Annotated in this window: 22 protein-coding genes, 6 tRNA genes, 4 rRNA genes and 1 pseudogene; 2 read left to right on the top strand and 31 right to left on the bottom strand. The window is 46.8% G+C overall.

The window, feature by feature from the left end:
* Nucleotides 1–5: 5 nt before the first annotated feature.
* The 12 genes from NSQ38_RS09125 to NSQ38_RS09070 form a co-directional block, all read right to left on the bottom strand.
* Nucleotides 6–81: transfer RNA gene (locus NSQ38_RS09125), tRNA-Val, on the bottom strand.
* Nucleotides 82–88: 7 nt separating this feature from the next.
* A tRNA-Glu gene (locus tag NSQ38_RS09120) sits at nucleotides 89–160 on the bottom strand.
* A gap of 10 nt (nucleotides 161–170) precedes the next feature.
* Nucleotides 171–243, bottom strand: a tRNA-Thr gene (locus NSQ38_RS09115).
* Nucleotides 244–246: 3 nt separating this feature from the next.
* Nucleotides 247–322 (bottom strand) — tRNA-Asn (locus tag NSQ38_RS09110).
* 84 nt (nucleotides 323–406) lie between these two features.
* Nucleotides 407–523 (bottom strand): 5S ribosomal RNA (rrf, locus tag NSQ38_RS09105).
* A gap of 75 nt (nucleotides 524–598) precedes the next feature.
* Nucleotides 599–3,526: ribosomal RNA gene (locus NSQ38_RS09100) — 23S ribosomal RNA — on the bottom strand.
* A 211-nt stretch (nucleotides 3,527–3,737) separates the two neighbouring features.
* Nucleotides 3,738–3,813: transfer RNA gene (locus tag NSQ38_RS09095), tRNA-Ala, on the bottom strand.
* A gap of 22 nt (nucleotides 3,814–3,835) precedes the next feature.
* Nucleotides 3,836–3,912: transfer RNA gene (locus NSQ38_RS09090), tRNA-Ile, on the bottom strand.
* Between the two features lie 36 nt (nucleotides 3,913–3,948).
* A 5S ribosomal RNA gene (rrf, locus tag NSQ38_RS09085) occupies nucleotides 3,949–4,065 on the bottom strand.
* Nucleotides 4,066–4,223: 158 nt separating this feature from the next.
* Nucleotides 4,224–5,776, bottom strand: a 16S ribosomal RNA gene (locus NSQ38_RS09080).
* The 16S, 23S and 5S rRNA genes sit together here with 6 tRNA genes alongside, the layout of an rRNA operon.
* 480 nt (nucleotides 5,777–6,256) lie before the next feature.
* The gene (locus NSQ38_RS09075; protein WP_017692114.1) at nucleotides 6,257–6,487 is read right to left on the bottom strand and encodes a hypothetical protein; all 231 of its coding nucleotides are present in this window, start codon (nucleotides 6,485–6,487) and stop codon (nucleotides 6,257–6,259) included.
* Nucleotides 6,488–6,641: 154 nt separating this feature from the next.
* The gene (locus NSQ38_RS09070) at nucleotides 6,642–7,259 is read right to left on the bottom strand and encodes a stage II sporulation protein M (RefSeq protein ID WP_338588640.1); all 618 of its coding nucleotides are present in this window, start codon (nucleotides 7,257–7,259) and stop codon (nucleotides 6,642–6,644) included.
* 122 nt (nucleotides 7,260–7,381) lie between these two features.
* Between NSQ38_RS09070 and pdaB the strand changes: the two genes are divergently transcribed.
* On the top strand, nucleotides 7,382–8,158 hold the full coding sequence (gene pdaB / locus NSQ38_RS09065; protein WP_338588641.1) for a polysaccharide deacetylase family sporulation protein PdaB: 777 nt from the start codon (nucleotides 7,382–7,384) through the stop codon (nucleotides 8,156–8,158).
* A 100-nt stretch (nucleotides 8,159–8,258) separates the two neighbouring features.
* Here the strand turns inward: pdaB and NSQ38_RS09060 are convergent, their stop codons facing one another.
* Complete coding sequence (locus NSQ38_RS09060) at nucleotides 8,259–8,891, bottom strand: KinB-signaling pathway activation protein (protein WP_339788672.1); 633 nt, start codon at nucleotides 8,889–8,891, stop codon at nucleotides 8,259–8,261.
* Nucleotides 8,892–9,016: 125 nt separating this feature from the next.
* Here NSQ38_RS09060 and gerD point away from each other — a divergent pair, with 125 nt between their 5' ends.
* Nucleotides 9,017–9,766 carry a spore germination lipoprotein GerD gene (gene gerD, locus NSQ38_RS09055; protein ID WP_338588643.1) on the top strand — a complete coding sequence of 250 codons (750 nt, stop codon included), beginning with the start codon at nucleotides 9,017–9,019 and terminating at the stop codon, nucleotides 9,764–9,766.
* An 88-nt stretch (nucleotides 9,767–9,854) separates the two neighbouring features.
* On the opposite strand, the gene NSQ38_RS09050 is transcribed toward gerD, so the two are convergent.
* The 18 genes and pseudogenes from NSQ38_RS09050 to rplO form a co-directional block, all read right to left on the bottom strand.
* Nucleotides 9,855–10,955: an Mrp/NBP35 family ATP-binding protein gene (locus NSQ38_RS09050; protein ID WP_338588644.1), complete on the bottom strand. Its 1,101-nt coding sequence runs from the start codon at nucleotides 10,953–10,955 to the stop codon at nucleotides 9,855–9,857.
* Between the two features lie 79 nt (nucleotides 10,956–11,034).
* A complete protein-coding gene (gene cwlD / locus NSQ38_RS09045; protein ID WP_339788669.1) occupies nucleotides 11,035–11,790 on the bottom strand; it encodes an N-acetylmuramoyl-L-alanine amidase CwlD in 756 nt (251 codons plus the stop codon).
* 69 nt (nucleotides 11,791–11,859) lie between these two features.
* A pseudogene (gene sat / locus NSQ38_RS09040) lies at nucleotides 11,860–13,031 on the bottom strand (sulfate adenylyltransferase).
* Between the two features lie 23 nt (nucleotides 13,032–13,054).
* Nucleotides 13,055–13,747: a phosphoadenylyl-sulfate reductase gene (locus tag NSQ38_RS09035; RefSeq protein WP_091039173.1), complete on the bottom strand. Its 693-nt coding sequence runs from the start codon at nucleotides 13,745–13,747 to the stop codon at nucleotides 13,055–13,057.
* Nucleotides 13,748–14,534: 787 nt separating this feature from the next.
* Nucleotides 14,535–14,927: a 30S ribosomal protein S9 gene (gene rpsI, locus NSQ38_RS09030; protein WP_017692105.1), complete on the bottom strand. Its 393-nt coding sequence runs from the start codon at nucleotides 14,925–14,927 to the stop codon at nucleotides 14,535–14,537.
* 19 nt (nucleotides 14,928–14,946) lie between these two features.
* Nucleotides 14,947–15,384: a 50S ribosomal protein L13 gene (gene rplM / locus NSQ38_RS09025; RefSeq protein ID WP_024633564.1), complete on the bottom strand. Its 438-nt coding sequence runs from the start codon at nucleotides 15,382–15,384 to the stop codon at nucleotides 14,947–14,949.
* Between the two features lie 205 nt (nucleotides 15,385–15,589).
* Complete coding sequence (gene truA / locus NSQ38_RS09020) at nucleotides 15,590–16,363, bottom strand: tRNA pseudouridine(38-40) synthase TruA (RefSeq protein WP_076216861.1); 774 nt, start codon at nucleotides 16,361–16,363, stop codon at nucleotides 15,590–15,592.
* A 159-nt stretch (nucleotides 16,364–16,522) separates the two neighbouring features.
* Nucleotides 16,523–16,888 (bottom strand): 50S ribosomal protein L17, encoded by a 366-nt coding sequence (gene rplQ / locus NSQ38_RS09015; RefSeq protein ID WP_017692102.1) that lies wholly within the window; start codon nucleotides 16,886–16,888, stop codon nucleotides 16,523–16,525.
* Between the two features lie 34 nt (nucleotides 16,889–16,922).
* Nucleotides 16,923–17,867: a DNA-directed RNA polymerase subunit alpha gene (locus NSQ38_RS09010; RefSeq protein WP_017692101.1), complete on the bottom strand. Its 945-nt coding sequence runs from the start codon at nucleotides 17,865–17,867 to the stop codon at nucleotides 16,923–16,925.
* Nucleotides 17,868–18,003: 136 nt separating this feature from the next.
* Entirely contained in the window at nucleotides 18,004–18,399 is a 396-nt protein-coding gene (gene rpsK / locus NSQ38_RS09005) for a 30S ribosomal protein S11 (RefSeq protein ID WP_017692100.1), read from the bottom strand.
* A gap of 19 nt (nucleotides 18,400–18,418) precedes the next feature.
* Nucleotides 18,419–18,787, bottom strand: a complete 369-nt coding sequence (gene rpsM / locus NSQ38_RS09000) for a 30S ribosomal protein S13 (protein WP_062329455.1) — start codon at nucleotides 18,785–18,787, stop codon at nucleotides 18,419–18,421.
* 20 nt (nucleotides 18,788–18,807) lie between these two features.
* Nucleotides 18,808–18,921, bottom strand: a complete 114-nt coding sequence (rpmJ, locus tag NSQ38_RS08995; RefSeq protein ID WP_003333770.1) for a 50S ribosomal protein L36 — start codon at nucleotides 18,919–18,921, stop codon at nucleotides 18,808–18,810.
* Between the two features lie 152 nt (nucleotides 18,922–19,073).
* Nucleotides 19,074–19,289 carry a translation initiation factor IF-1 gene (gene infA / locus NSQ38_RS08990; protein ID WP_017692098.1) on the bottom strand — a complete coding sequence of 72 codons (216 nt, stop codon included), beginning with the start codon at nucleotides 19,287–19,289 and terminating at the stop codon, nucleotides 19,074–19,076.
* Between the two features lie 3 nt (nucleotides 19,290–19,292).
* On the bottom strand, nucleotides 19,293–19,601 hold the full coding sequence (locus NSQ38_RS08985; RefSeq protein WP_091039171.1) for a KOW domain-containing RNA-binding protein: 309 nt from the start codon (nucleotides 19,599–19,601) through the stop codon (nucleotides 19,293–19,295).
* A gap of 10 nt (nucleotides 19,602–19,611) precedes the next feature.
* Nucleotides 19,612–20,364 carry a type I methionyl aminopeptidase gene (gene map, locus NSQ38_RS08980; RefSeq protein WP_036607191.1) on the bottom strand — a complete coding sequence of 251 codons (753 nt, stop codon included), beginning with the start codon at nucleotides 20,362–20,364 and terminating at the stop codon, nucleotides 19,612–19,614.
* A gap of 3 nt (nucleotides 20,365–20,367) precedes the next feature.
* Nucleotides 20,368–21,012 (bottom strand): adenylate kinase, encoded by a 645-nt coding sequence (locus NSQ38_RS08975; protein ID WP_036607188.1) that lies wholly within the window; start codon nucleotides 21,010–21,012, stop codon nucleotides 20,368–20,370.
* Between the two features lie 90 nt (nucleotides 21,013–21,102).
* Entirely contained in the window at nucleotides 21,103–22,401 is a 1,299-nt protein-coding gene (gene secY, locus NSQ38_RS08970; RefSeq protein ID WP_047841120.1) for a preprotein translocase subunit SecY, read from the bottom strand.
* Nucleotides 22,401–22,841 carry a 50S ribosomal protein L15 gene (gene rplO, locus NSQ38_RS08965; RefSeq protein ID WP_062836188.1) on the bottom strand — a complete coding sequence of 147 codons (441 nt, stop codon included), beginning with the start codon at nucleotides 22,839–22,841 and terminating at the stop codon, nucleotides 22,401–22,403. Before rplO ends, secY begins: the two co-directional genes overlap by 1 nt.
* Nucleotides 22,842–22,874 lie beyond the last annotated feature (33 nt).

Below are 22,874 nucleotides of genomic sequence, written 5' to 3'. Positions count from 1 at the left end.
TAATATGGTGGAGGCTGAGGGGATCGAACCCCCGACCCTCTGCTTGTAAGGCAGATGCTCTCCCAGCTGAGCTAAGCCTCCAACTATATGACCCGTAGGGGATTCGAACCCCTGTTACCTCCGTGAAAGGGAGGTGTCTTAACCCCTTGACCAACGGGCCCCATTTCCAAAGCTCTCAACCGGGATCGAACCGGTGACCTCATCCTTACCATGGATGCACTCTACCTACTGAGCTATGAGAGCAAATGGCTCCCCGAACAGGGCTCGAACCTGTGACAACTCGATTAACAGTCGAGTGCTCTACCAACTGAGCTATCAGGGAATAATATGCATTTGCAGGGCAAATGCAATTCATCGTACAACGTCCACATGCAGAGCCTGTTTTCTATGTATGATGAAAGAGTTCGCTTGGCGGCGTCCTACTCTCCCAGGACCCTGCGGTCCAAGTACCATCGGCGCTAGAGGGCTTAACGGTCGTGTTCGGGATGGGTACGTGTGGAACCCCTCCGCCATCGCCACCAAACGCGTAGCTTACATTTCAGAGTGTTGTTCTCTGAAAACTAGATTCGAAACGAAACACGCGAATTATCACTTGCTATTGGATAAGCCCTCGACCGATTAGTACTGGTCAGCTCCATGCATTGCTGCACTTCCACCCCCAGCCTATCTACCTCGTCGTCTTCAAGGGGTCTTACATACTGGGAAATCTCATCTTGAGGGGGGCTTCACGCTTAGATGCTTTCAGCGTTTATCCCGTCCGTACATAGCTACCCAGCGGTGCTCCTGGCGGAACAACTGGTACACCAGCGGTACGTCCATCCCGGTCCTCTCGTACTAAGGACAGCTCCTCTCAAATTTCCTACGCCCACGACAGATAGGGACCGAACTGTCTCACGACGTTCTGAACCCAGCTCGCGTACCGCTTTAATGGGCGAACAGCCCAACCCTTGGGACCTACTTCAGCCCCAGGATGCGATGAGCCGACATCGAGGTGCCAAACCTCCCCGTCGATGTGGACTCTTGGGGGAGATAAGCCTGTTATCCCCAGGGTAGCTTTTATCCGTTGAGCGATGGCCCTTCCATGCGGTACCACCGGATCACTAAGCCCGACTTTCGTCCCTGCTCGACTTGTAGGTCTCGCAGTCAAGCTCCCTTATGCCTTTGCACTCTTCGAATGATTTCCAACCATTCTGAGGGAACCTTTGGGCGCCTCCGTTACTCTTTAGGAGGCGACCGCCCCAGTCAAACTGCCCACCTGACACTGTCCCCGCACCGGATTACGGTACCAGGTTAGAACCTAGATACGATCAGGGTGGTATCCCAACGTTGCCTCCACGCAAGCTGGCGCTCACGTTTCAAAGGCTCCCACCTATCCTGTACAGATCGTACCCAAATTCAATATCAAGCTGCAGTAAAGCTCCATGGGGTCTTTCCGTCTTGTCGCGGGTAACCTGCATCTTCACAGGTATTAAAATTTCACCGGATCTCTCGTTGAGACAGCGCCCAAGTCGTTACGCCATTCGTGCGGGTCAGAATTTACCTGACAAGGAATTTCGCTACCTTAGGACCGTTATAGTTACGGCCGCCGTTTACTGGGGCTTCGGTTCACAGCTTCGGGATTACTCCCTAACCACTCCCCTTAACCTTCCAGCACCGGGCAGGCGTCAGCCCGTATACTTCGCCTTACGGCTTCGCACAGACCTGTGTTTTTGCTAAACAGTCGCTTGGGCCTTTTCACTGCGGCCCCCTCGTGCTATTCACACTACCGGGGCACCCCTTCTCCCGAAGTTACGGGGTCATTTTGCCGAGTTCCTTAACGAGAGTTCTTCCGCGCGCCTTAGAATACTCTTCTCGCCTACCTGTGTCGGTTTGCGGTACGGGCACCATCACCTGGCTAGAGGCTTTTCTTGGCAGTGTGAGATCATGACCTTCGCTACTACAATTTTCGCTCCCCATCACAGCTCAGCCTTACAATGTGCGGATTTGCCTACACATCAGCCTCACTGCTTAGACGGACATCCATCAGTCCGCGTCACTACCCTACTGCGTCCCCCCATTGCTCATAACGGCTTACGGTGGTACAGGAATTTCGACCTGTTGTCCTTCGACTACGCCTTTCGGCCTCGCCTTAGGTCCCGACTTACCCTGAGCGGACGAGCCTTCCTCAGGAACCCTTAGGCTTTCGGCGGATCAGATTCTCACTGATCTTTTCGTTACTCATACCGGCATTCTCACTTGTATAATGTCCAGCGCTCCTTACGGTACACCTTCAACCCTTATACAACGCTCCCCTACCCCTGATGCAAAGCATCAAGCCATAGCTTCGGTGGTGTGTTTAGCCCCGTTACATTTTCGGCGCAGAGTCACTCGACCAGTGAGCTATTACGCACTCTTTCAATGGTGGCTGCTTCTAAGCCAACATCCTGGTTGTCTGTGCAACTCCACATCCTTTCCCACTTAACACACACTTGGGGACCTTAGCTGATGGTCTGGGCTGTTTCCCTTTTGACAATGGATCTTAGCACTCACTGTCTGACTCCCGGAAGTAAGTCTATGGCATTCGGAGTTTGACTGAGCTTGGTAACCCTTGCGGGCCCCGCACCCAATCAGTGCTCTACCTCCACGACTCTGTTTTCCGAGGCTAGCCCTAAAGCTATTTCGGGGAGAACCAGCTATCTCCGAGTTCGATTGGAATTTCTCCGCTACCCCCACCTCATCCCCGCATTTTTCAACATGCGTGGGTTCGGGCCTCCAGTGCGTGTTACCGCACCTTCACCCTGGACAGGGGTAGATCACCCGGTTTCGGGTCTACGTCCACGTACTCAGTCGCCCTATTCAGACTCGCTTTCGCTGCGGCTCCGGCTCTTCACCTTAACCTTGCACGGGAACGTAACTCGCCGGTTCATTCTACAAAAGGCACGCCATCACCCCTAAAACGGGCTCTGACTTTTTGTAAGCACACGGTTTCAGGTTCTATTTCACTCCCCTTCCGGGGTGCTTTTCACCTTTCCCTCACGGTACTGCTTCACTATCGGTCGCTAGGAAGTATTTAGCCTTGGCAGATGGTCCTGCCGGATTCATACGGGGTTTCACGTGCCCCGCACTACTCGGGATCCGTCTCGGAGGGAACAGACTTTCAACTACAGGGCTTTTACCTTCTTTGGCGGGCCTTTCCAGACCTCTTCGCTTAACCGGTTCCTTTGTAACTCCATGTGAGACGTCCCACAACCCCAAAGAGCAAGCTCTCTGGTTTGGGCTTCTCCGCGTTCGCTCGCCGCTACTGACGGAATCACTATTGTTTTCTCTTCCTCAGGGTACTTAGATGTTTCAGTTCCCCTGGTATGCCTCACACTAACCTATGTATTCAGTTAGGTGTAACTGGAAATTACCCCAGCTGGGTTTCCCCATTCGGACACCCCCGGATCAAAGCTTGCTTACAGCTCCCCGAGGCAGTTTCGTTGTTCGCCACGTCCTTCATCGGCTCCTAGCGCCTAGGCATCCTCCGTGTGCTCTTAGTAGCTTAACCATTTTGTTCCGGTTTCGGTCGCTCGCTTCCCTTGGTTTGGACTGCGTCCAAATCCAAAAGTCACTCTCACCCGATACCATCACAAAAGCAATTTGACTACCGTTTTTATTGAAACTTGTTTAACACAAGTTCAGCTAAAAAGGAATGTTCTAATTCGCGTTTGTTTCGTTTCGATATCTAGTTTTCAAAGAACAAACTTGTAAATCATTTTTGGTGGAGCCAAGCGGGATCGAACCGCTGACCTCCTGCTTGCAAGGCAGGCGCTCTCCCAGCTGAGCTATGGCCCCATATAAAGTTTAAAGGTATAGATGGTGGGCCCTGGTGGACTCGAACCACCGGCCTCACCCTTATCAGAGGTGCGCTCTAACCAACTGAGCTAAGGGCCCACATTACATATACTATTTGAACCCAAAATGGGTTACGCTTGGCGGCGTTCTACTCTCCCAGGACCCTGCGGTCCAAGTACCATTGACGCTGAAGGGCTTAACGGTCGTGTTCGGGATGGGAACGTGTGGAACCCCTTCGCTATCGCCACCAAACGTTTGAGAGTTTGAGCTCTCAAAACTGAGCAACGAGTGAGTTGCTTGTGCTCTTCATTTCATCCACACCGAAGTGACGGACCGAAATGAATCGCTGTTGCAGGTTCTGAGAACCTGCATATTTGAATGTTTCCGTTGCAGGAAACGATTCTCCATAGAAAGGAGGTGATCCAGCCGCACCTTCCGATACGGCTACCTTGTTACGACTTCACCCCAATCATCTATCCCACCTTCGGCGGCTGGCTCCTTGCGGTTACCCCACCGACTTCGGGTGTTATAAACTCTCGTGGTGTGACGGGCGGTGTGTACAAGACCCGGGAACGTATTCACCGCGGCATGCTGATCCGCGATTACTAGCAATTCCGACTTCATGCAGGCGAGTTGCAGCCTGCAATCCGAACTGAGACCGGCTTTGTTGGGATTGGCTCCATCTCGCGATTTCGCAGCCCGTTGTACCGGCCATTGTAGTACGTGTGTAGCCCAGGTCATAAGGGGCATGATGATTTGACGTCATCCCCACCTTCCTCCGGTTTGTCACCGGCAGTCTATCTAGAGTGCCCATCCGAAATGCTGGCAACTAAATATAAGGGTTGCGCTCGTTGCGGGACTTAACCCAACATCTCACGACACGAGCTGACGACAACCATGCACCACCTGTCTTGAATGTTCCGAAGAAAAGGTACATCTCTGCACCGGTCATTCAGATGTCAAGACCTGGTAAGGTTCTTCGCGTTGCTTCGAATTAAACCACATACTCCACTGCTTGTGCGGGTCCCCGTCAATTCCTTTGAGTTTCAGTCTTGCGACCGTACTCCCCAGGCGGAGTGCTTAATGTGTTAACTTCGGCACCAAGGGTATCGAAACCCCTAACACCTAGCACTCATCGTTTACGGCGTGGACTACCAGGGTATCTAATCCTGTTTGCTCCCCACGCTTTCGCGCCTCAGCGTCAGTTACAGCCCAGAGAGTCGCCTTCGCCACTGGTGTTCCTCCACATATCTACGCATTTCACCGCTACACGTGGAATTCCACTCTCCTCTTCTGCACTCAAGTCACCCAGTTTCCAGTGCGATCCGGGGTTGAGCCCCGGGATTAAACACCAGACTTAAATGACCGCCTGCGCGCGCTTTACGCCCAATAATTCCGGACAACGCTTGCCCCCTACGTATTACCGCGGCTGCTGGCACGTAGTTAGCCGGGGCTTTCTTCTCAGGTACCGTCACCTTGAGAGCAGTTACTCTCCCAAGCGTTCTTCCCTGGCAACAGAGCTTTACGATCCGAAAACCTTCATCACTCACGCGGCATTGCTCCGTCAGGCTTTCGCCCATTGCGGAAGATTCCCTACTGCTGCCTCCCGTAGGAGTCTGGGCCGTGTCTCAGTCCCAGTGTGGCCGATCACCCTCTCAGGTCGGCTACGCATCGTCGCCTTGGTGAGCCGTTACCCCACCAACTAGCTAATGCGCCGCAGGCCCATCCCCAAGTGACAGATTGCTCCGTCTTTCCAGTTTCCTTCAGGCGAAGAAAACAATTATTCGGTATTAGCTACCGTTTCCGGTAGTTGTCCCAAACTTGAGGGCAGGTTGCCTACGTGTTACTCACCCGTCCGCCGCTAACCATCAGAGAAGCAAGCTTCTCTTCAAGTCCGCTCGACTTGCATGTATTAGGCATGCCGCCAGCGTTCGTCCTGAGCCAGGATCAAACTCTCCAATAAAGTATTGAAAAGAGCGATAAGCTCATTTTGAATCTGACGAGATTAAAAATCTCATTTGTGCTCCAGCCGATTCAAGCCAAGGCTTGTTTCAAACTTTCGCGTTCATTCTGCAAGCAGAATGTTTACTCACTCGTTGTTCAGTTTTCAAAGATCAAACATTCAATTTAGTGCGGTTTTTCATGTTGTCGTCGTTTCAGCGGCGACTTTTATAATATATCATGTTGAAGTTCTCTTTGCAAGCATTATTTTTTCGATTATTTTCAATCGCTTTATTTTCATGCTTGTTTTAGTGAACTGCTCCTAAAAAAGGAACGAAAATTAATTTACCATATGAAATTAGAAAGGTCAACCCTTTTTCGACAAAAAGTATGAACCCCCTTAACAATCTCACATTCTCATGGTTCAGAGGTACAGCACCCGCTAACAAGAGCCGCACCTCACTTCCATTACTGTAAAGCGAATATATGATCAGCTTCAGCATTACGGCTTCGACTTTTTCAGCTTCCCACCTCTTGCATACTTGGACAACTCTTTTGGTGGGGCAAAGCGTGCATACATGCGGAACACAGTCTTATATCGGCTCGCGATAGCATATTTGATCTCTTGGTCAAGACGATTATCACTTAGATCGAAAAGCATCTCATCTAATTCTTTACGCAGCACATAGTCTAGTTCCTTGCATTCCTTCTCGTTAAACAACATACCCAGCATTAGAGTTCTCCTTTTTGTGCATAGCCTCTTTATCACACTTACAGAAGTTCCATGCAGCACCTCGTGCATTCGCTTTTTGTAGGTGCTGCTGGAACCCGTTTTATTGTTATGGTCAACTTTCTGAAAATTTATGAATGCCAACCATCACAAAATTTTATCCTCTCACCAGAGTATACGTAAGTGTGCTTTCGATGATTGCTGCAACAAGAAGCAAGATGACAACCCAGAAGGATGCCGTTAACGTCCTATACATGAATGTTCTCCACCGGCTACCCATCGTATTTCGCTTGTCACTTCCAAGTTGTGCAAGGCTTTTGATAACCAGACCACCAAACTTCAGTCCGAAGGCGCAAGCAATAATAATGACCGGAATTTCAATAATGCCATGCGGAAGTAAACCTTTAACCACAATATCATAGAAGCTTGCTCCATAATTCATCGTGGTGTGCACCACAAATCCAAGGACCATCCCATTGATCAGCAGGAAGATGACAGGCAGAATTCCGAAGAATATACCGGCATAGATGACAAGTACACTTTTGATGGCATTATTGAAAAAGATAAACAGAAAGAAGTTCCATTGCACATTTCCCCCCTGCTCCAGCCGTTCACTGACTTCACGTAATCCTCCGATTTGGTTCAATAACAGTTCTTCCAGTGGCCCTGTACTCACCCATCCTGCCCCTATACCAACAGCAAACAAAACTACGGACCAGATTAATGCACTGCGGATGGAACCAAGATCTTTAAGAAATGTACTGAATTTTAACATAATAACCTCCTGTAGAATCTAAAATGATGGACAAACAAGGATCAGTGACGAATAACTGGGCAGTACGAGCATACATTGGAGAGTAAACAAGCATTTCTTATGGGAGAGGGGCGCTTATTGAAATGAACTCGTTCTATGTATTTAGCGGCAAAAAGATTAAACGGTACCTGATTGTCCTCGTTGCTGCCATCTTTGCGATCGGTATTATCTATCTGGAGAGAGGCAATGTCTCCGTATTCTCGGAGGAAGCACCATCAGCCGTTTACAGCGTTCCAACCGAGAAGAAGGTAATCGCACTTACCTTTGACATTAGCTGGGGGGATAAACGGACAGAGCCGATTTTGAAAGTTCTTCAGGAGAATAAAGTGCAAAAGGCAACCTTTTTCCTTTCCTCCCCCTGGAGCAAGACACACCCCGAAATTGTTACTGCCATCAAAGAGGCAGGATATGAAATTGGCAGCCATGGTCACAGACATGAGAACTACAGCAGCCTGACTGAGGAAGAAATTCGCAAAGAAATTTCGACAGCTCATAGCATTTTAACCGATTTAACGGGAAAAGAACCGAAATTACTACGTCTGCCCAACGGGGACTTTGACAAGCGAGTGCTTCAGGTAGCCAATAGTCTGAATTATCAGGTTGTGCAGTGGGATACCGACTCCTTGGATTGGAAAAACCCTGGTGTACAGACCATTGTTGATCGCGTGGTTAGTAAAGCACATCCGGGTGACATCGTGTTACTGCATGCAAGCGATTCCTCCAAACAAACGCATGAAGCACTCCCTGTCATTATCGACAAATTGAAAAATCAGGGTTATGAATTCGTTACTGTCTCGGAATTACTGAACCATTCCAGTGTCGAGGGCAAAGAAGTTCGTGACCAAGCCAGTAGTCAATAAGTGGTTGATTGCTAGAGCTACAGCTCGAATACGAGTGTAAAAGTTGAAAAGAGCTAACCAGGTTAGCTCTTTTTGGTATGTTTTTTATGCAAATTGAATTCTATGCTCGGCTTTCTTTCAACTGTTCTGCCTTTCCACTTACACTCCGGTTCGTAGATACATCCACCAGCCTGTGCAATATCAGCATTTGGTATGCATTACATAGGAGCAAGGGAACCACAATAAATATGGTTGCAGCATTTACATCAATACGTAATACGCCGATCGTCTCCACTATGGTGACGGCAATCATGAAAAAGAGTGTAGGTACAAGCGCGGAGAGATGAGTGAGCTTTACTTTAACGTAAGCGGTAACAATTGCAGCTGCCAAAATAATGAGACCTAACACAATATCCGATATGCGCTCCCGGTCTCCCCCAACAAACAGACGTAAAAACATCACGTCAAACAGGGCTAACACGGTTAATACTACTTGCACGATCTGCCAACCGCGCTTAGGAAATACACCTTTACCCATATAATTCAATATCAGATATGCAAAGAAACCCATTTGTGAATACACGCTGATCATAACCCCTGATCCAAATAGGATCAAAAGATACAGAAGAAAATCATTTAATCCATTTGTTTTCTCCCCGTTCACCAGCATCATAATCAATCCTGTACCCAATGCTCCCGCGGCCCCGATAAGCAAGGCTGTCCAAAACAGGAAAAACCATCTACGTAAATTCAAAAGTTTTCCACCCCCGAGTGTTTATTTTACCAACCTTCTCAGCAAAAAACCATCATCGCTCAACATATTTCCCCCTTTCCCATCACATACTACATCCAGTATCTAATCAAGGAGGGATTGTACACATGAAACGGCCTTTGTGGCAGCTATGCTGTGTCGTACTGGGGCTATCCGTCATGCTTGCCGGCTGCGGTTCAGATCAGAGTTCTTCGCCTCCTCAGGGCAGTTATAAAGAGATGAAAACAATGGTTGTAGATATTTTGAAAAGTGATGAAGGCAAGAAAGCGGTGGAGGAAGCTCTTACAGGTCAAAGCTCATCCAGCGGTAGCAGCGGTTCTGAAGAAGGCGGCGGTTCGGGTGGTGCTTCGGGATCCATTGGTATGAAGATGTTAATGCCTGTGCAATCTTCGGAACAAATACGTATTGCAGTAAAAGATACCATCACAGCTCCCGAATATAAGAAGGAATTCGAAAAGATCATGACCGATCCGCAGTTTGCGGGTGAATTTGCCAAAGTGATCAACGCACAAAGTAAACAACTTCATATGCAATTGATTAAAGATCCCACATATCAAAAGTCTGTTGAAGACATCATGAAGTCACCTGAGGTATCCAAGATGTTCATGGATATGACGAAGACTCCGGATTATCGTAAACAGACGATGACTGTCATGCAGGAAGTGATGCAAAACCCGTTGTTCCGCATGGAAGTACTAACTTTGCTCAAGAAGGTAGTGCAGGAGGAATTGCAACCCAAAGTAGAAAGTGGCGGACAACAAGGGCAAGAGCAAGGCGGACAGCAAGACGGTCAAGGCCAAGGTGGTAGTGATGGCGGAGATGGTGGTAGCAGTGGAGATTCGGGCGGCGGATCATAAACAGTAGGTGTTAATACGCACCACAGATACTGAAAAGCCTGCATCCAAATGGACGCAGGCTTTATTTGTATTTATAACACTCATACCATTAGAATTTGGATTCAATGGACCGGGCAACTTCATCGTAGATAGCCCCTATACGGGAATCTGCTTTGTAAACAGAAGGTGAGAAATCAGGCTCGGAAGGATGATTATCCGGCGTGCCTAATGGAATCTGGGCAAGCAGGCTCGTATGCAGACTTTCCGCAAGTCTTCCCCCACCTCCACGACCAAAGACATAATCCTTCTCTCCGCAACTGCCACACTCATAGTAAGCCATATTCTCAACCACACCAAGTAACTCATGATCGGTCTGAATGGCCATCGCACCCGCACGTGCTGCGACAAAAGCTGCCGTTGCATGCGGCGTGGTAACGATGATTTCCTTGCTCTGTGGCAACATCTGATGCACATCCAAAGCAACATCTCCCGTACCTGGTGGCAAATCCAGTAATACATAATCTAATTCGCCCCACTGGACATCCGTAAAGAATTGACGCAGCATCCGACCTAGCATGGGTCCACGCCAGATTACCGGGTTATTCTCCCGAATAAAGAAGCCCATCGACATGACTTTGACGCCAAAACGTTCAACCGGTTGAATAACGCCATCTTCAACGACCGGATATTCTTCAATCCCCATCATGTCGGGTACACTGAAGCCATAGATATCCGCATCAATTAAGCCCACTTTCTTGCCTTGACGTGCCAAGGCTGCAGCGAGATTAACGGTTACCGTTGATTTACCAACGCCACCTTTACCACTGGCCACGGCAATAAAACGAACACCTGATTCAGGACTCAACAACTCATGTCCATCTAGACCCGCTGCATGACCTTTTACGAGCACTTCGTCCCGATCTGGCTCATTATCGGGTTGTCCCATATTCAGGCTCTCACGATCATGCTCAGAAGCTGCACGCACACGAATATGTACATCCTTCAGTCCGTGCTGGGACAACAAGTTACGCGCTGCATCACTTAAGGCTGTTGTATCCTCAGGTCGATTTTCCAGTGTCACTATGGTCAGAGCCACATGATTTTCTTTCACCATAATATCTCGAACCCATTCCAGTTCGGTCAGACTTACTCCCAATTGCGGTTCTTGTAATGGCTGTAATAGTTCAAGTATCTGTTCTTTTGATAACATCAGACAGCACCTCAGCTTTATCTATTGGCATGTAATTAGGTATGCTGATCCAATTATATCATTACCTTTCTTGTTCTGACTAACTTTTAGGCCGTTCTCCTGAGGAATATCTGAGAATCCCATTATAGATCGAAGCAGCTACCTTGCGTTGATAAGCTTCGTCGGCAAGCATACGTGCCTCTTCCGGATGAGAAAGGAAACCCACTTCTACCAGCGCTGAAGGGATCTTCAGAGCCTGTAACAGATAAACCGTATTCACCGTTTTGGCGATTCGATCTGTATTCTCCAGATTACGAACCATCTCTTGTTGAAGCAAATTGGCCAAACCTTCGTTATCCGGATGGTTAGTTGTATAGAAAACCTGCGCTCCACTCCATCGGTTGGACGGGACGCTGTTCATGTGAATGCTAATAAAGAGATCTGCTTGCTTATCCTCTATCCGCCGTACTCTTTGTTTCAGATCTTCCGTCTTGCGTTTGGAGTACCCTTTAGTGTCCGCTTCCGCCAGATCGGTATCTATTTCTCGTGTCATAATCACTAAGGCCCCTGCCTGTTGCAAATAATCTCTCACATACAGGGCGATAGACAGGTTGATATCTTTTTCAATAACCCCCTGTTTACTCACAGCTCCCCCATCTGGACCTCCGTGTCCTGCATCAATGGCAATGACTTTACCCGCCATCGGCAAACTCCAATAACCTGACGTCTTGGCGGAAGGCAGCTCATAGGACATTACGGCCACTAACATGGCCAGCAGACAGAGGCTCAGCATGACCCTTTTGAGTGTTTTTAACCTAATCCAAACTACAAAGTGTTTCCCCATATTTTTACGCATAAAAAAAACCACCTCGTCCCTATAAATGACTCTAATCATCTATATGGGACAAGATGGACAAATATACCGCTAGGACCGGACTTGCTCCGCCATTCCCTCAATCAGCACCTCAGCTACCTCAGGACGTGTAAATTCAGGTGGAGGGCACTGACCGTCACGGAGCAACCCGCGTACTTTGGTGCCGGAAAGCGCCATATGGTGTTCTTTATCATGTGGGTAAGTTTTGCTAGATGCCATGTTTTCACATTTGGTACAGAAGAAACTATGTTCGAAGAACAACGGAGTGATCCCCAGTTCCTCTGCTGTAAAGTTAGTAAATATCTCTTGTGCTTCATATGTTCCATAATAATCACCCACACCCGCATGGTCACGACCAAAAATAAAATGGGTACACCCGTAATTTTTGTGAACCATCGCATGGAAATAGCTTCCCGTGGACCGGCATACCGCATGGCTGCAGGGAACACACCAAGAAACGCACCATCAGCCGGGTAATAGTTCTCCAGTAATACCAGATAACTCTTCATCCGAACATCTGCGGGAACATCGTCGGACTTCGTCTCTCCCACAAGCGGATTCAGGAAGGGGGCATCTACAATCTCCATAGCGCTCTTCTGGATGTACTCATGAGCCTGGTTGGTGGACCGGATTACGTGTCTGAAAACCGACTACCGTCTTCCAACCCTTCTCCTTAAAAATCTTCCGGGTATCTGCAGGATCATAATAGAACTCTTCAAATTTCGGAGGTTTTGGACGGTTCAATACTTGATTGGACCTCCTACGTATGTTTCAGGGCGCTCCAACAGTTTTTTAACACCAGGGTGCTCGGGATCATCTGTTTTGAGTACACGCCGGACTTCGTCACCCTGATCCACCTGGTATAAACTTTGGACTTCGAGCAGTCCATAAGTTACTCCATCTTGATCACCAACAAGTTTCACAAGTTCACCAATCTGGAGGGATGCAGCTTGTTTATCGTCAACAGCAAGTGTAATCGGTATACTCAAGACCGTTCCATCAGCGAGACGCATGCGAGACACCACCGAAAGGTAATCTTCCTCATTCAAGAAACCTTAAAGTGGTGAGAAGGCACCCACACCAATCAGATCCAAATCTGATATCGTCCAGGTATTAATAAGCAAAGAGGATAAGTTTTTACTGTCTTGCAACAATTGCTCCCGTTCTTTTCCTTGTACGATACGCTGAACCAGCGTACCTCCATGTGGCAGAATCGATGTCATCTTGTCAGTTCCTTGTGTATCTATTATTTATGAAGGCCACATTCCGTTTTATCATTACCAGACCAGCGTCCAGCACGAGGGTCCTCGCCAGGCATAACCTGACGTGTGCAATGCTCACAGCCAATACTCGGGTAGTTCTGATCATGTAGAGGATTATATACAACGTTATTGTCACGAATATATTGCCATACATCCTCCGTCGTCCAATGTGCAATCGGATTAAACTTCATCAGGCCAAATTTTGAATCATACTCAACCTTCTTGGAGTTTGCACGAGTTGGTGCTTGATCTCTGCGAATACCTGTAATCCATGCATCATACTGAGAAAGAATTCGTGTTAACGGTTCGACTTTGCGAATGTTACAGCACGCATTGGGATCAGACTTCCACAACTCTTCACCGTGTTGAGCTGCCTGCTCTTCCGGAGTAATCTTAGGTGACACGCGTACAAATTCAAGGTTGTAGTTCTCTTGCATCTTATCACGTGTTTCATATGTTTCTTTGAAGTGGAAATCAGTATCCAGATAAAAAATATCTGTGGATGGGCTGATCTTCTGCAACATATCTACAAGTACAACATCTTCCGCACCAAAGCTACATGCAAAAGTGATATTAGGAAATGTTTCAATAGCATAACGAATAATATCCTCTGGACTAGCATGTTCCAGTTCCTCTGCCTTCGTCCGTGCCAATTCTTCTTTCTCCAACAAGTTCATCTGTGAATTTCCCCCATTCTGCATTTCAATACATCTTAAAGCCGACTAATCTAATATGAATTATGTTTAGTATAAATCTTTCAATGCGGATGTCAATGCCTGCCATATGGTAAAATAAATCAGTTTTTGCCCATTTTTGATTGTCGCTCTAACACAATATTTTGGTTCAATTTATCCATTTCTCAGTTCATGAGACAAAAACAATGATGTTGGTCCAAGTCATTGGTCAGATGATAAATATCTCTTCAGCTTGGAAAGTTTTGCTGCTACTAGGTTTGGACAGTTCTTGCAGGCAAAAGCAGCATTCAAAAATCACTGGTCGATTGAAAATAAGAAAAAGAAGATAAAGTTTCAAAGGGAGCTGAGTGACAACATATATCAATTGATATGTAAGGGACTTTTATCGTTTCCATAAGAAATACTGATGAGACTTGCAGTAAAGAATTAAGTGCAAAACCAGTAAACCAAACGCTTTAAGAAATCCAGCGTAAGCGCCAATTGATGATTTTATAAGAAGGTGTTGATCGTGGTGACCGATGGGTAAGCGCAAAATGAATGATCTAAAACAATTAGAGAGGTTCAATAAGATGTAGATGTATTAACGTACATATTATAGGGCTGTATTGAGGGACATTAAAAGAAGATTGAAAAGGCAATGAAGGAAAAATGCACAAGCATGTGGAGAGACATCAGAGTTATGAGAGTTATTGCAAAACATATATAGTATAAGGTTGAATGGTCATGAATATATAAAAAAGCCTTTGACCGAGGCCAAAGGCTTTTAATATTAACGTTTGGAGAACTGAGGTGCGCGACGAGCCGCTTTAAGACCGTATTTTTTACGCTCTTTCATACGTGGATCACGAGTCAGGAATCCTGCTTTTTTCAGGGATGCACGGTATTCCGGATCTGCTTTCAACAGAGCGCGGGAGATACCATGACGGATTGCGCCGGCTTGACCGGAGATTCCGCCACCATGAGCAATAACAAGAACGTCATAGTTGTTAAGCGTTTCTGTCAAGTTCAGTGGTTGTTTTACGATCAGTTTGAGTGTTTCCAAACCGAAGTATTCATTAATATCACGTTTATTGATGACAATGCGTCCTTCACCCGGTACAAGGCGAACACGTGCTACCGAATGTTTACGACGACCTGTCCCATAGTATTGTACTTGTGCCATGAAACTGTCCTCCTTTTAATTAACCGCGAAGTTCGTAAACTTCTGGTTTTTGTGCTGCATGTGGATGCTCAGTGCCTCTGTACGCTTTAAGTCTCAACTTCATTTTCTCGCCCATGCGAGTTTTAGGAAGCATACCGCGAACAGCCAATTCCAACATACGCTCAGGTTTGTTTTTAACCATCTCTTCAGCAGTAGTTACTTTCAAACCACCTGGGTGCATAGAGTGACGGTAGTATTTTTTACCTTGCATTTTCTTACCAGTCAATACGATTTTCTCAGCATTGATGATAACAACGAAATCGCCAGTGTCCACATGTGGAGTGAATTGTGGCTTATGTTTGCCGCGAATCAAAGCAGCTGCTTCGCTCGCCAAACGTCCGAGGGTTTTGCCTTCAGCATCAATGATGTGCCATTGGCGCTCAACTTCGTTAGGCTTCGCCATGTACGTAGTACGCATGAAAAGTTCCTCCTTAAAATGTTCAAAATCATCATTTTCATTTATCTTCGTTCGTTAAGTTATAACTTTAGGTGTTGATGGATTGTAAATTTGATGTGAACCTCTTAATTGGGGCTGTGGGAAAGCCATTAAGAAAACACAACTTTTATATTACATGATAGGCGATTAAATCGCAAGTGTTAATTAAGCTTTTCACTCACCAAATTTAATCTTTTTTGTATTCAAGATCCCAGAGCATTAAACCGCAGCTAACTGCAGTAGGTCCTGCAGCAGATCGATTACATGCAGCAATCATATTTGGTACATCAGAGGCTTTCCGTTTGCCCTCTCCGATCTCCAGCAGTGTCCCAACAATAATACGAACCATATGCTGCAAAAAGCCGTTACCACTCACATAAATGTGAATGACACCCTGATCGCGTGGATGGTCTCTGCACATTGATCGGTCCACTTCCATCCATGCTTCGTATACCGAACGGACATGATTCTCTTTCTGAGACTTGCGTGAAGCAAAAGAGGTGAAATCATACGTCCCTATGAAATGTCGTAAGCCCTCCTGCATTGCCATAATATCAAGCTTCGCATGATGATGATATTGCAGTCTTCTGTTGAATACATCCGGGAATTGATTCGCATTGACTGTATAACGATACGTTTTCTTTTTCGCTGCATAGCGAGAATGAAAATCAGCCGAAACTTCAATCGCATCAATAACGACAATATCGGAAGGTAATCTGGAGTTGAGTGCAATACACCAACGTTCAATCGGGATCTGGGACTCCGTAGGAAAATTGAAGATTTGTCTGCGGGCGTGAACACCTGCATCTGTTCGGCCTGAACCAGTAATTTTAACCTTCTCACCGGTTAAAGCACGAATCGCATCTTCAAGATGATCCTGAATGGTATTCCCGCCCGGCTGTACTTGGAAGCCGTAATAGGCAGTGCCATCATAAGTTAACGTCATACATAAGTTCCGCATTATTACCACACCTTTGTTCCATACTATACATATCCCTATCCCGAACAGCAAAAGAAGCCCCTTACGGAGCTTCTATTACAGCACGAATTCCGAAATGAAGAGAAAAAAAGGGTTAATCCAGAATCGTTGATTCTGTCCCCTTTCCTCATCTCATCTGTTTTACGCGCGGTCTACCAGTTCCAAGTAAACCATTGGCGCTGCGTCACCACGACGAGGTCCCAGTTTCAGGATACGAGTGTATCCACCTGGACGCTCAGCGTAACGACCGGACAATTCGCTAAACAGTTTTTGGATTGCATCTTGCTCACCATCGATAGTTTCGCGGCGAACATAAGCTGCCACTTGGCGACGGGCATGAAGATCTCCCTTTTTCGCTTTAGTGATCAATTTTTCAGCAATAGAGCGAACCTCTTTTGCTTTCGCTTCAGTTGTCTGAATGCGTTCGTATAAGAACAGGTCGGTTACCAGGTCACGGAACAAAGCTTTACGTGCGCTGGAATTACGGCCCAACTTTTGGTATGCCATTGTTTTCCCTCCTTCACTTCAAGCACTCGGCTGTCTATTCTTCTGTACGGAGTCCCAAACCAAGTTCCTCAAGCTTCTCTTGAACTTCTTCCAAAGACTTGCGTCCGAGGTTACGGACTTTCATCATGTCTTCTTCCGTTTTCGTAGTCAGCTCTTGCACGGTATTAATACCGGCACGTTTGAGGCAGTTGTAGGAACGAACAGAGAGATCCAGCTCTTCGATCGTCATTTCGAGTACTTTTTCTTTTTTGTCTTCTTCTTTTTCGACCATGATCTCTGCATCTTTCGCTTCGTCTGTAAGACCCACGAAGAGCATCAGATGCTCAGTCAAAATTTTAGCGCCGAGGCTTACAGCCTCTTCAGGACGAATACTTCCATCAGTCCAAACTTCCAACGTGAGCTTGTCATAGTTGGTCACTTGACCGACACGCGTATTTTCCACAGCGTAGTTAACGCGACTGATCGGGGTGAAGATGGAATCGACTGGGATGACGCCGATCGGCTGGTCATCGCGTTTATTCCGATCTGCCTGGACGTAGCCGCGACCGCGATTGGCAAAAATACGCATGTGAAGTCTCGAACCTGGTCCGAGCGTAGCAATGTGCAAATCCGGATTAAGGATTTCCACATCGGAGTCAGCACGGATATCTCCAGCCGTAATTGCTCCTTCGCCTTCAGCATCAATCTCGAGCACTTTCTCCTCATCAGAATGAATCTTAAGCGACAAAGCTTTCAGGTTAAGAATAACCTCCGTTACATCTTCCATTACGCCAGGAACTGTAGCAAATTCATGCAGAACGCCATCGATTTGAACCGAAGACACTGCCGCACCCGGCAGTGACGAGAGCAAGATTCGGCGAAGCGAGTTTCCAAGCGTCGTACCGTATCCGCGCTCAAGCGGTTCTACTACGAATTTCCCATAGGTGCCATCATCGTTGACGTCTACCGTCTCAATTTTCGGCTTTTCGATTTCAATCACTGCAATACCCCTCCTTCAAAACGTCGGTCCTCTATGACACATTTACCTTCTCTTGCGAAAACATGTAGTAGTATGCCTAAACAACCATTATTAGCAGATTGTGCCGGAAATATACCACACGCAGGGGCAAATCTCATTAGACACGACGACGTTTTGGAGGACGGCATCCGTTATGCGGGACTGGAGTTACGTCTTTGATCAGGTTAACTTCAAGACCAGCAGCTTGCAAAGAGCGGATCGCTGCTTCACGGCCTGCGCCTGGTCCTTTAACCATAACCTCAACGGCTTTCATCCCATGTTCCATTGCAGCTTTGGCAGCAGTCTCAGCAGCCATTTGTGCAGCAAACGGAGTCGATTTACGGGAACCTCTGAATCCGAGGCCGCCGGAGCTTGCCCACGAAATTGCATTTCCGTGAGGATCCGTAATAGTAACGATAGTGTTATTGAAAGTGGAACGGATATGCGCCACGCCAGATTCAATATTTTTACGGTCACGACGTTTAGTACGTACGACTTTTTTCGGTTTAGCCATTTTCTCTTATCCCCCCTTATTATTTCTTCTTGTTCGCTACTGTACGACGAGGACCTTTACGAGTACGAGCATTCGTTTTCGTACGTTGTCCACGAACAGGCAGACCACGACGATGACGAACTCCACGGTAACAACCGATCTCCGTCAAACGTTTAATATTCAAAGAGATTTCTCGACGCAGGTCACCTTCTACTTTGACCTCTTTATCGATACTTTCACGCAATTTGCTGACTTCATCTTCCGTCAAATCACGAACACGAGTGTCCGGATTGATGCCTGTTGTGCTCAGAATTTTCTGGGAAGTCGTTTTACCGATTCCGAAAATATAAGTCAAGGCGATCTCAACGCGCTTATCACGTGGCAAATCCACACCAGCTATACGTGCCATTTTACGCTACACCCCCTTCTTTAACCTTGTTTTTGTTTGTGTTTCGGATTTTCACAGATAACCATAACATTCCCTTTGCGGCGAATGACTTTGCATTTTTCGCAAATCGGCTTGACCGAAGGTCTTACCTTCATGTGAATTACCTCCTCAAAGTTTTGCTAAGCAAAACCCTCTTCGTAAGCATTGACCTTGTTCTACTATTGTAAAACCGGCTTCGAAGCTTTCGCAAGTTTTGCCGGGCAAAACCCGCTACATAAGCTTCACAGTTCATTGCAACTGTCTACTACTATTTACGGTAAGTTATGCGACCTTTTGTTAAATCATAAGGCGACAACTGAACAACTACTTTGTCTCCAGTCAGGATACGGATAAAGTGCATCCGCAGTTTTCCGGAAACGTGAGCGAGAATTTGATGACCGTTCTCAAGCTCAACCTTGAATGTTGCATTCGGTAGCGGTTCGAGAACCGTACCTTCCACTTCAATGACATCTTCCTTGGCCATTAGTCAGTCTCCTTTCTCTTCAGCTTGAATGTTGGTGGATTCCAGAAATGAATGAACCGCGTAACGGAGCTTTCCATTTGTCACCCGACCACTCTCGTTTAAACTGTTCACAACCTCGCTGCTAATCATGGGCTGGAGTTCAAGATGAAGAAGATTCTTCTTCTTAGGTTGATCAAACTTACGTTTGTCTCCATCCGCAATATATACGAACTTACTGTCCGCTATAGCAACAATTACTGCGGCTTGGTCCGCATTGCGGCCTTTACGGATCTTCACAAGTTGACCGAGCTGCGGATTAGACTGACTGTTCATGCCTCATCACCTACGCATTCAGTTTCGTGAAAATTTCCATACCATCTGGTGTAACTGCTACGGTGTGTTCAAAGTGGGCACATAACTTACCATCAACCGTGACGACAGTCCAGTTATCTTCCAACGTTTTCACATACCGTCTACCTACGTTAACCATCGGCTCTATGGCCAGCACCATGCCCGCTTTAAGCCGTGGTCCCCGATCGGGAAGACCATAGTTCGGAATCTGTGGTTCTTCGTGCAGATCTGCGCCTATGCCGTGACCGACATATTCACGAACTACGGAGAACCCTTCATCTTCAATATATTTCTGAATCGCATGAGATATTGTAAACAAGCGAACGTCCGGTTTCACCAGCGCCAGACCTGCGTATAACGAAGCCTCGGTAACGTCCAGAAGACGACGGGCTTCTTCGGAAATACGGCCGACCGGATAAGTCCAGGCGGAATCTCCATGATACCCCTGGTACTGCGCGCCAATGTCAAACGTAACGATATCGCCCTCGTTCAACTTGCGTTTGCCGGGAAATCCATGTACCAACTCTTCATTGACTGAAGCGCACACACTGGCAGGGAAACCGTTATAACCTTTGAAAGACGGCACAGCTCCTTGACTGCGGATATATTGATCTGCCATATGGTCAAGTTCTCCAGTCGTAATACCGGGAGCGATATGCTCTGCCAAGAGACGATGCGTTTCCGCAACAATTCTCCCTGCTTCCCTCATCAAGCCCAGTTCCGTTTCGGACTTACCAATGATCATCAATTAACCTCTCAGTAAGGACACGATTTCTTGAGAAACTTGATCGATATCCTGTTCTCCGTTCATTTGACGAAGAAGACCTTTAGTCTCATAGAACGTGAGGAGTGGTGCTGTTTTGTTGATATACTCGTCCAGTCGTGTACCTACACTCTCTTCATTATCATCAGAGCGTTGATACAACTCACCAGCGCATTTATCACAAATACCTTCCTGCTTAGGCGGATTGAATACCACATGATAAGTGGAACCACAGTTTTTACAAATTCGACGACCCGTCAAACGAGCGAGCAATTTGTTGCGATCCACTTTCAGGTTGATTACATGATCGAGACCTGAGTTCAATCGATCCAGAATGCCATCGAGCGCTTCTGCTTGCGAAAGAGTTCTTGGAAATCCGTCCAAGAGGAAACCTTCTCTGCAGTCAGGCTGCTGCAAACGTTCTTCAACGATGCCAATGGTTACATCATCTGGTACAAGCAATCCTTGATCCATATATTCCTTGGCTTTCATGCCAATGGGAGTTCCCTGTTTGATCGCGAGACGAAATGCATCGCCTGTTGAAATATGGGGAATACCGAACTCTTTCACGATGACGTCTGCTTGCGTTCCTTTTCCTGCCCCCGGAGGGCCCATGAATAGGATGTTCACGTTATGTCACTCCCTCCAAGACTACCCTACATCAACAAACAGCACAATAGGTGCCGGCAAGTAAATCTTCACTCGACCGGTACCTATTGCCTATTTATTGATAAAACCTTTGTAGTGGCGTTTGATCAATTGGCTTTCGATTTGCTTCATCGTATCCAGCGCAACACCGATAACGATCAGGAGGGATGTTCCTCCAATTTGCGCAGATTGAGGCAAACCAGAAAGTGCCCCTAAGAATACAGGCAGAACGGAAATGACTGCCAAGAAGATGGCTCCGGCCATTGTCAAACGAGTCATGACACGGGTCAGATATTTCTCGGTTGCTTTACCCGGGCGAATGCCTGGGATGTAACCGCCGTTCTTTTTCATATTGTCAGCCATCTGCTGTGGATTCATCTGTACAAAAGTATAGAAGAATGTGAAACCGAAGATCATCACGACATACAGCAACATACCAAGAGGTTTGTGTGTAGTCAGGTTTTGTCCGATCCACTGTGCCCAGAGGCGATCTGCCCAGAAGTTGGCGATGATCGTTGGGAACATCAACAGCGATGAAGCAAAGATGACAGGGATAACACCTGCTGCATTAATTTTCAGCGGGATATGTGTATTCTGTCCACCGTACATTTTGTTACCTACGACACGTTTAGCGTACTGTACCGGAATCTTCCGAATCGCCTGCTGAATGTAAATGACCCCTATGATGATCAACACAATAACAATTGCGATGATAACACCTTTAAGAATATTCATAAACAGTTGGTCAGGTTGAATGAAGTCAGATTCGATCGTTTGTTTGATAATGTTAGGCACCGTAGATAGGATACCCGCAAAGATCAAGATCGAAATCCCGTTTCCTATGCCCTTCTCGGTGATCTGCTCACCAAGCCACATCAGGAATGAAGTACCGGCCGTAAGTACAATCGCGATCAAGATATAATCTGCAAATGTAGCGTTAGGCACCATCTCTGTATTGTACAAGCGGTTGAATCCGATCGACGTACCAAACGCTTGAATCAATGCCAGCCCGATGGTTAAATAACGGGTCAACTGTGCAGATTTCTTCTTACCTTGTTCACCTTGCTTTGCCCACTCCGCTAATTTAGGAATAACGTCCATGGAAAGCAACTGTACTATGATAGACGCAGTGATGTAAGGCACGATCCCGAGCGCAAATATCGAGAACTGGAAGAGCGCTCCACCCGAGAACGTATTGAGAAGTCCAAAAACTTCTTTACCCGCAGAATTTGTCGCTTCGAACACATCTTTGTTAACTCCCGGTACGGGAACAAAGGAGCCGATGCGGTAAATGATCAGTACAAAAAGGGTAAATAATACCCTTTTGCGCAGATCTTCAACCCGCCAGATATTCTTTAGGGTCTTGAACATTAAATCACCTCAGTTGTACCGCCGGCAGCTTCAATTTTCTCAATAGCAGATTGAGAAAACTTGTTAGCTTTAACAGTCAGCTTCACAGTGACATCACCGTTACCCAGGATTTTGATTCCGGATTTAGCGTTTTTAACTACGCCATTCGTCATCAAGAATTCTGGAGTTACTTCAGTACCCGCAGCAAAACTGTTCAGGTCTTCAGTATTCACAACTGCATATTCTTTGCGAGTTGGGTTTACAAAACCACGTTTTGGCAAGCGACGATACAATGGATTTTGTCCACCTTCGAAGCCTGGACGTACTCCACCGCCAGAACGAGCGTTTTGTCCTTTGTGACCGCGACCTGATGTTTTACCTGTACCACTACTTGGACCGCGACCAAGACGTTTACGTTCTTTGCGGGATCCAGGAGATGGTGAAAGCTCATGTAACTTCATCGTTCGTTGCACCTCCTTAAAGATTTGTGGGAT

The organism is Paenibacillus sp. FSL R7-0313 (assembly GCF_037969885.1).
In the GTDB taxonomy this organism is placed as follows: Bacteria; Bacillota; Bacilli; order Paenibacillales; family Paenibacillaceae; genus Paenibacillus.
Note: the sequence above shows the minus strand (reverse complement) of the source record. Positions and strands in the feature narration are given on the sequence as shown.

Coding starts and splice junctions, on each gene's coding strand:
- NSQ38_RS09075 (WP_017692114.1), bottom strand. CDS start 6,487: ATGCTGGGTATGTTGTTTAACGAGAAGGAATGCAAGGAACTAGACTAT.
- NSQ38_RS09070 (WP_338588640.1), bottom strand. CDS start 7,259: ATGTTAAAATTCAGTACATTTCTTAAAGATCTTGGTTCCATCCGCAGT.
- pdaB (WP_338588641.1), top strand. CDS start 7,382: ATGAACTCGTTCTATGTATTTAGCGGCAAAAAGATTAAACGGTACCTG.
- gerD (WP_338588643.1), top strand. CDS start 9,017: ATGAAACGGCCTTTGTGGCAGCTATGCTGTGTCGTACTGGGGCTATCC.
- NSQ38_RS09050 (WP_338588644.1), bottom strand. CDS start 10,955: ATGTTATCAAAAGAACAGATACTTGAACTATTACAGCCATTACAAGAA.
- cwlD (WP_339788669.1), bottom strand. CDS start 11,790: ATGCGTAAAAATATGGGGAAACACTTTGTAGTTTGGATTAGGTTAAAA.
- NSQ38_RS09035 (WP_091039173.1), bottom strand. CDS start 13,747: ATGAACTTGTTGGAGAAAGAAGAATTGGCACGGACGAAGGCAGAGGAA.
- rpsI (WP_017692105.1), bottom strand. CDS start 14,927: ATGGCACAAGTACAATACTATGGGACAGGTCGTCGTAAACATTCGGTA.
- rplM (WP_024633564.1), bottom strand. CDS start 15,384: ATGCGTACTACGTACATGGCGAAGCCTAACGAAGTTGAGCGCCAATGG.
- truA (WP_076216861.1), bottom strand. CDS start 16,363: ATGCGGAACTTATGTATGACGTTAACTTATGATGGCACTGCCTATTAC.
- rplQ (WP_017692102.1), bottom strand. CDS start 16,888: ATGGCATACCAAAAGTTGGGCCGTAATTCCAGCGCACGTAAAGCTTTG.
- rpsK (WP_017692100.1), bottom strand. CDS start 18,399: ATGGCTAAACCGAAAAAAGTCGTACGTACTAAACGTCGTGACCGTAAA.
- rpsM (WP_062329455.1), bottom strand. CDS start 18,787: ATGGCACGTATAGCTGGTGTGGATTTGCCACGTGATAAGCGCGTTGAG.
- rpmJ (WP_003333770.1), bottom strand. CDS start 18,921: ATGAAGGTAAGACCTTCGGTCAAGCCGATTTGCGAAAAATGCAAAGTC.
- infA (WP_017692098.1), bottom strand. CDS start 19,289: ATGGCCAAGGAAGATGTCATTGAAGTGGAAGGTACGGTTCTCGAACCG.
- NSQ38_RS08985 (WP_091039171.1), bottom strand. CDS start 19,601: ATGAACAGTCAGTCTAATCCGCAGCTCGGTCAACTTGTGAAGATCCGT.
- map (WP_036607191.1), bottom strand. CDS start 20,364: ATGATCATTGGTAAGTCCGAAACGGAACTGGGCTTGATGAGGGAAGCA.
- secY (WP_047841120.1), bottom strand. CDS start 22,401: ATGTTCAAGACCCTAAAGAATATCTGGCGGGTTGAAGATCTGCGCAAA.
- rplO (WP_062836188.1), bottom strand. CDS start 22,841: ATGAAGTTACATGAGCTTTCACCATCTCCTGGATCCCGCAAAGAACGT.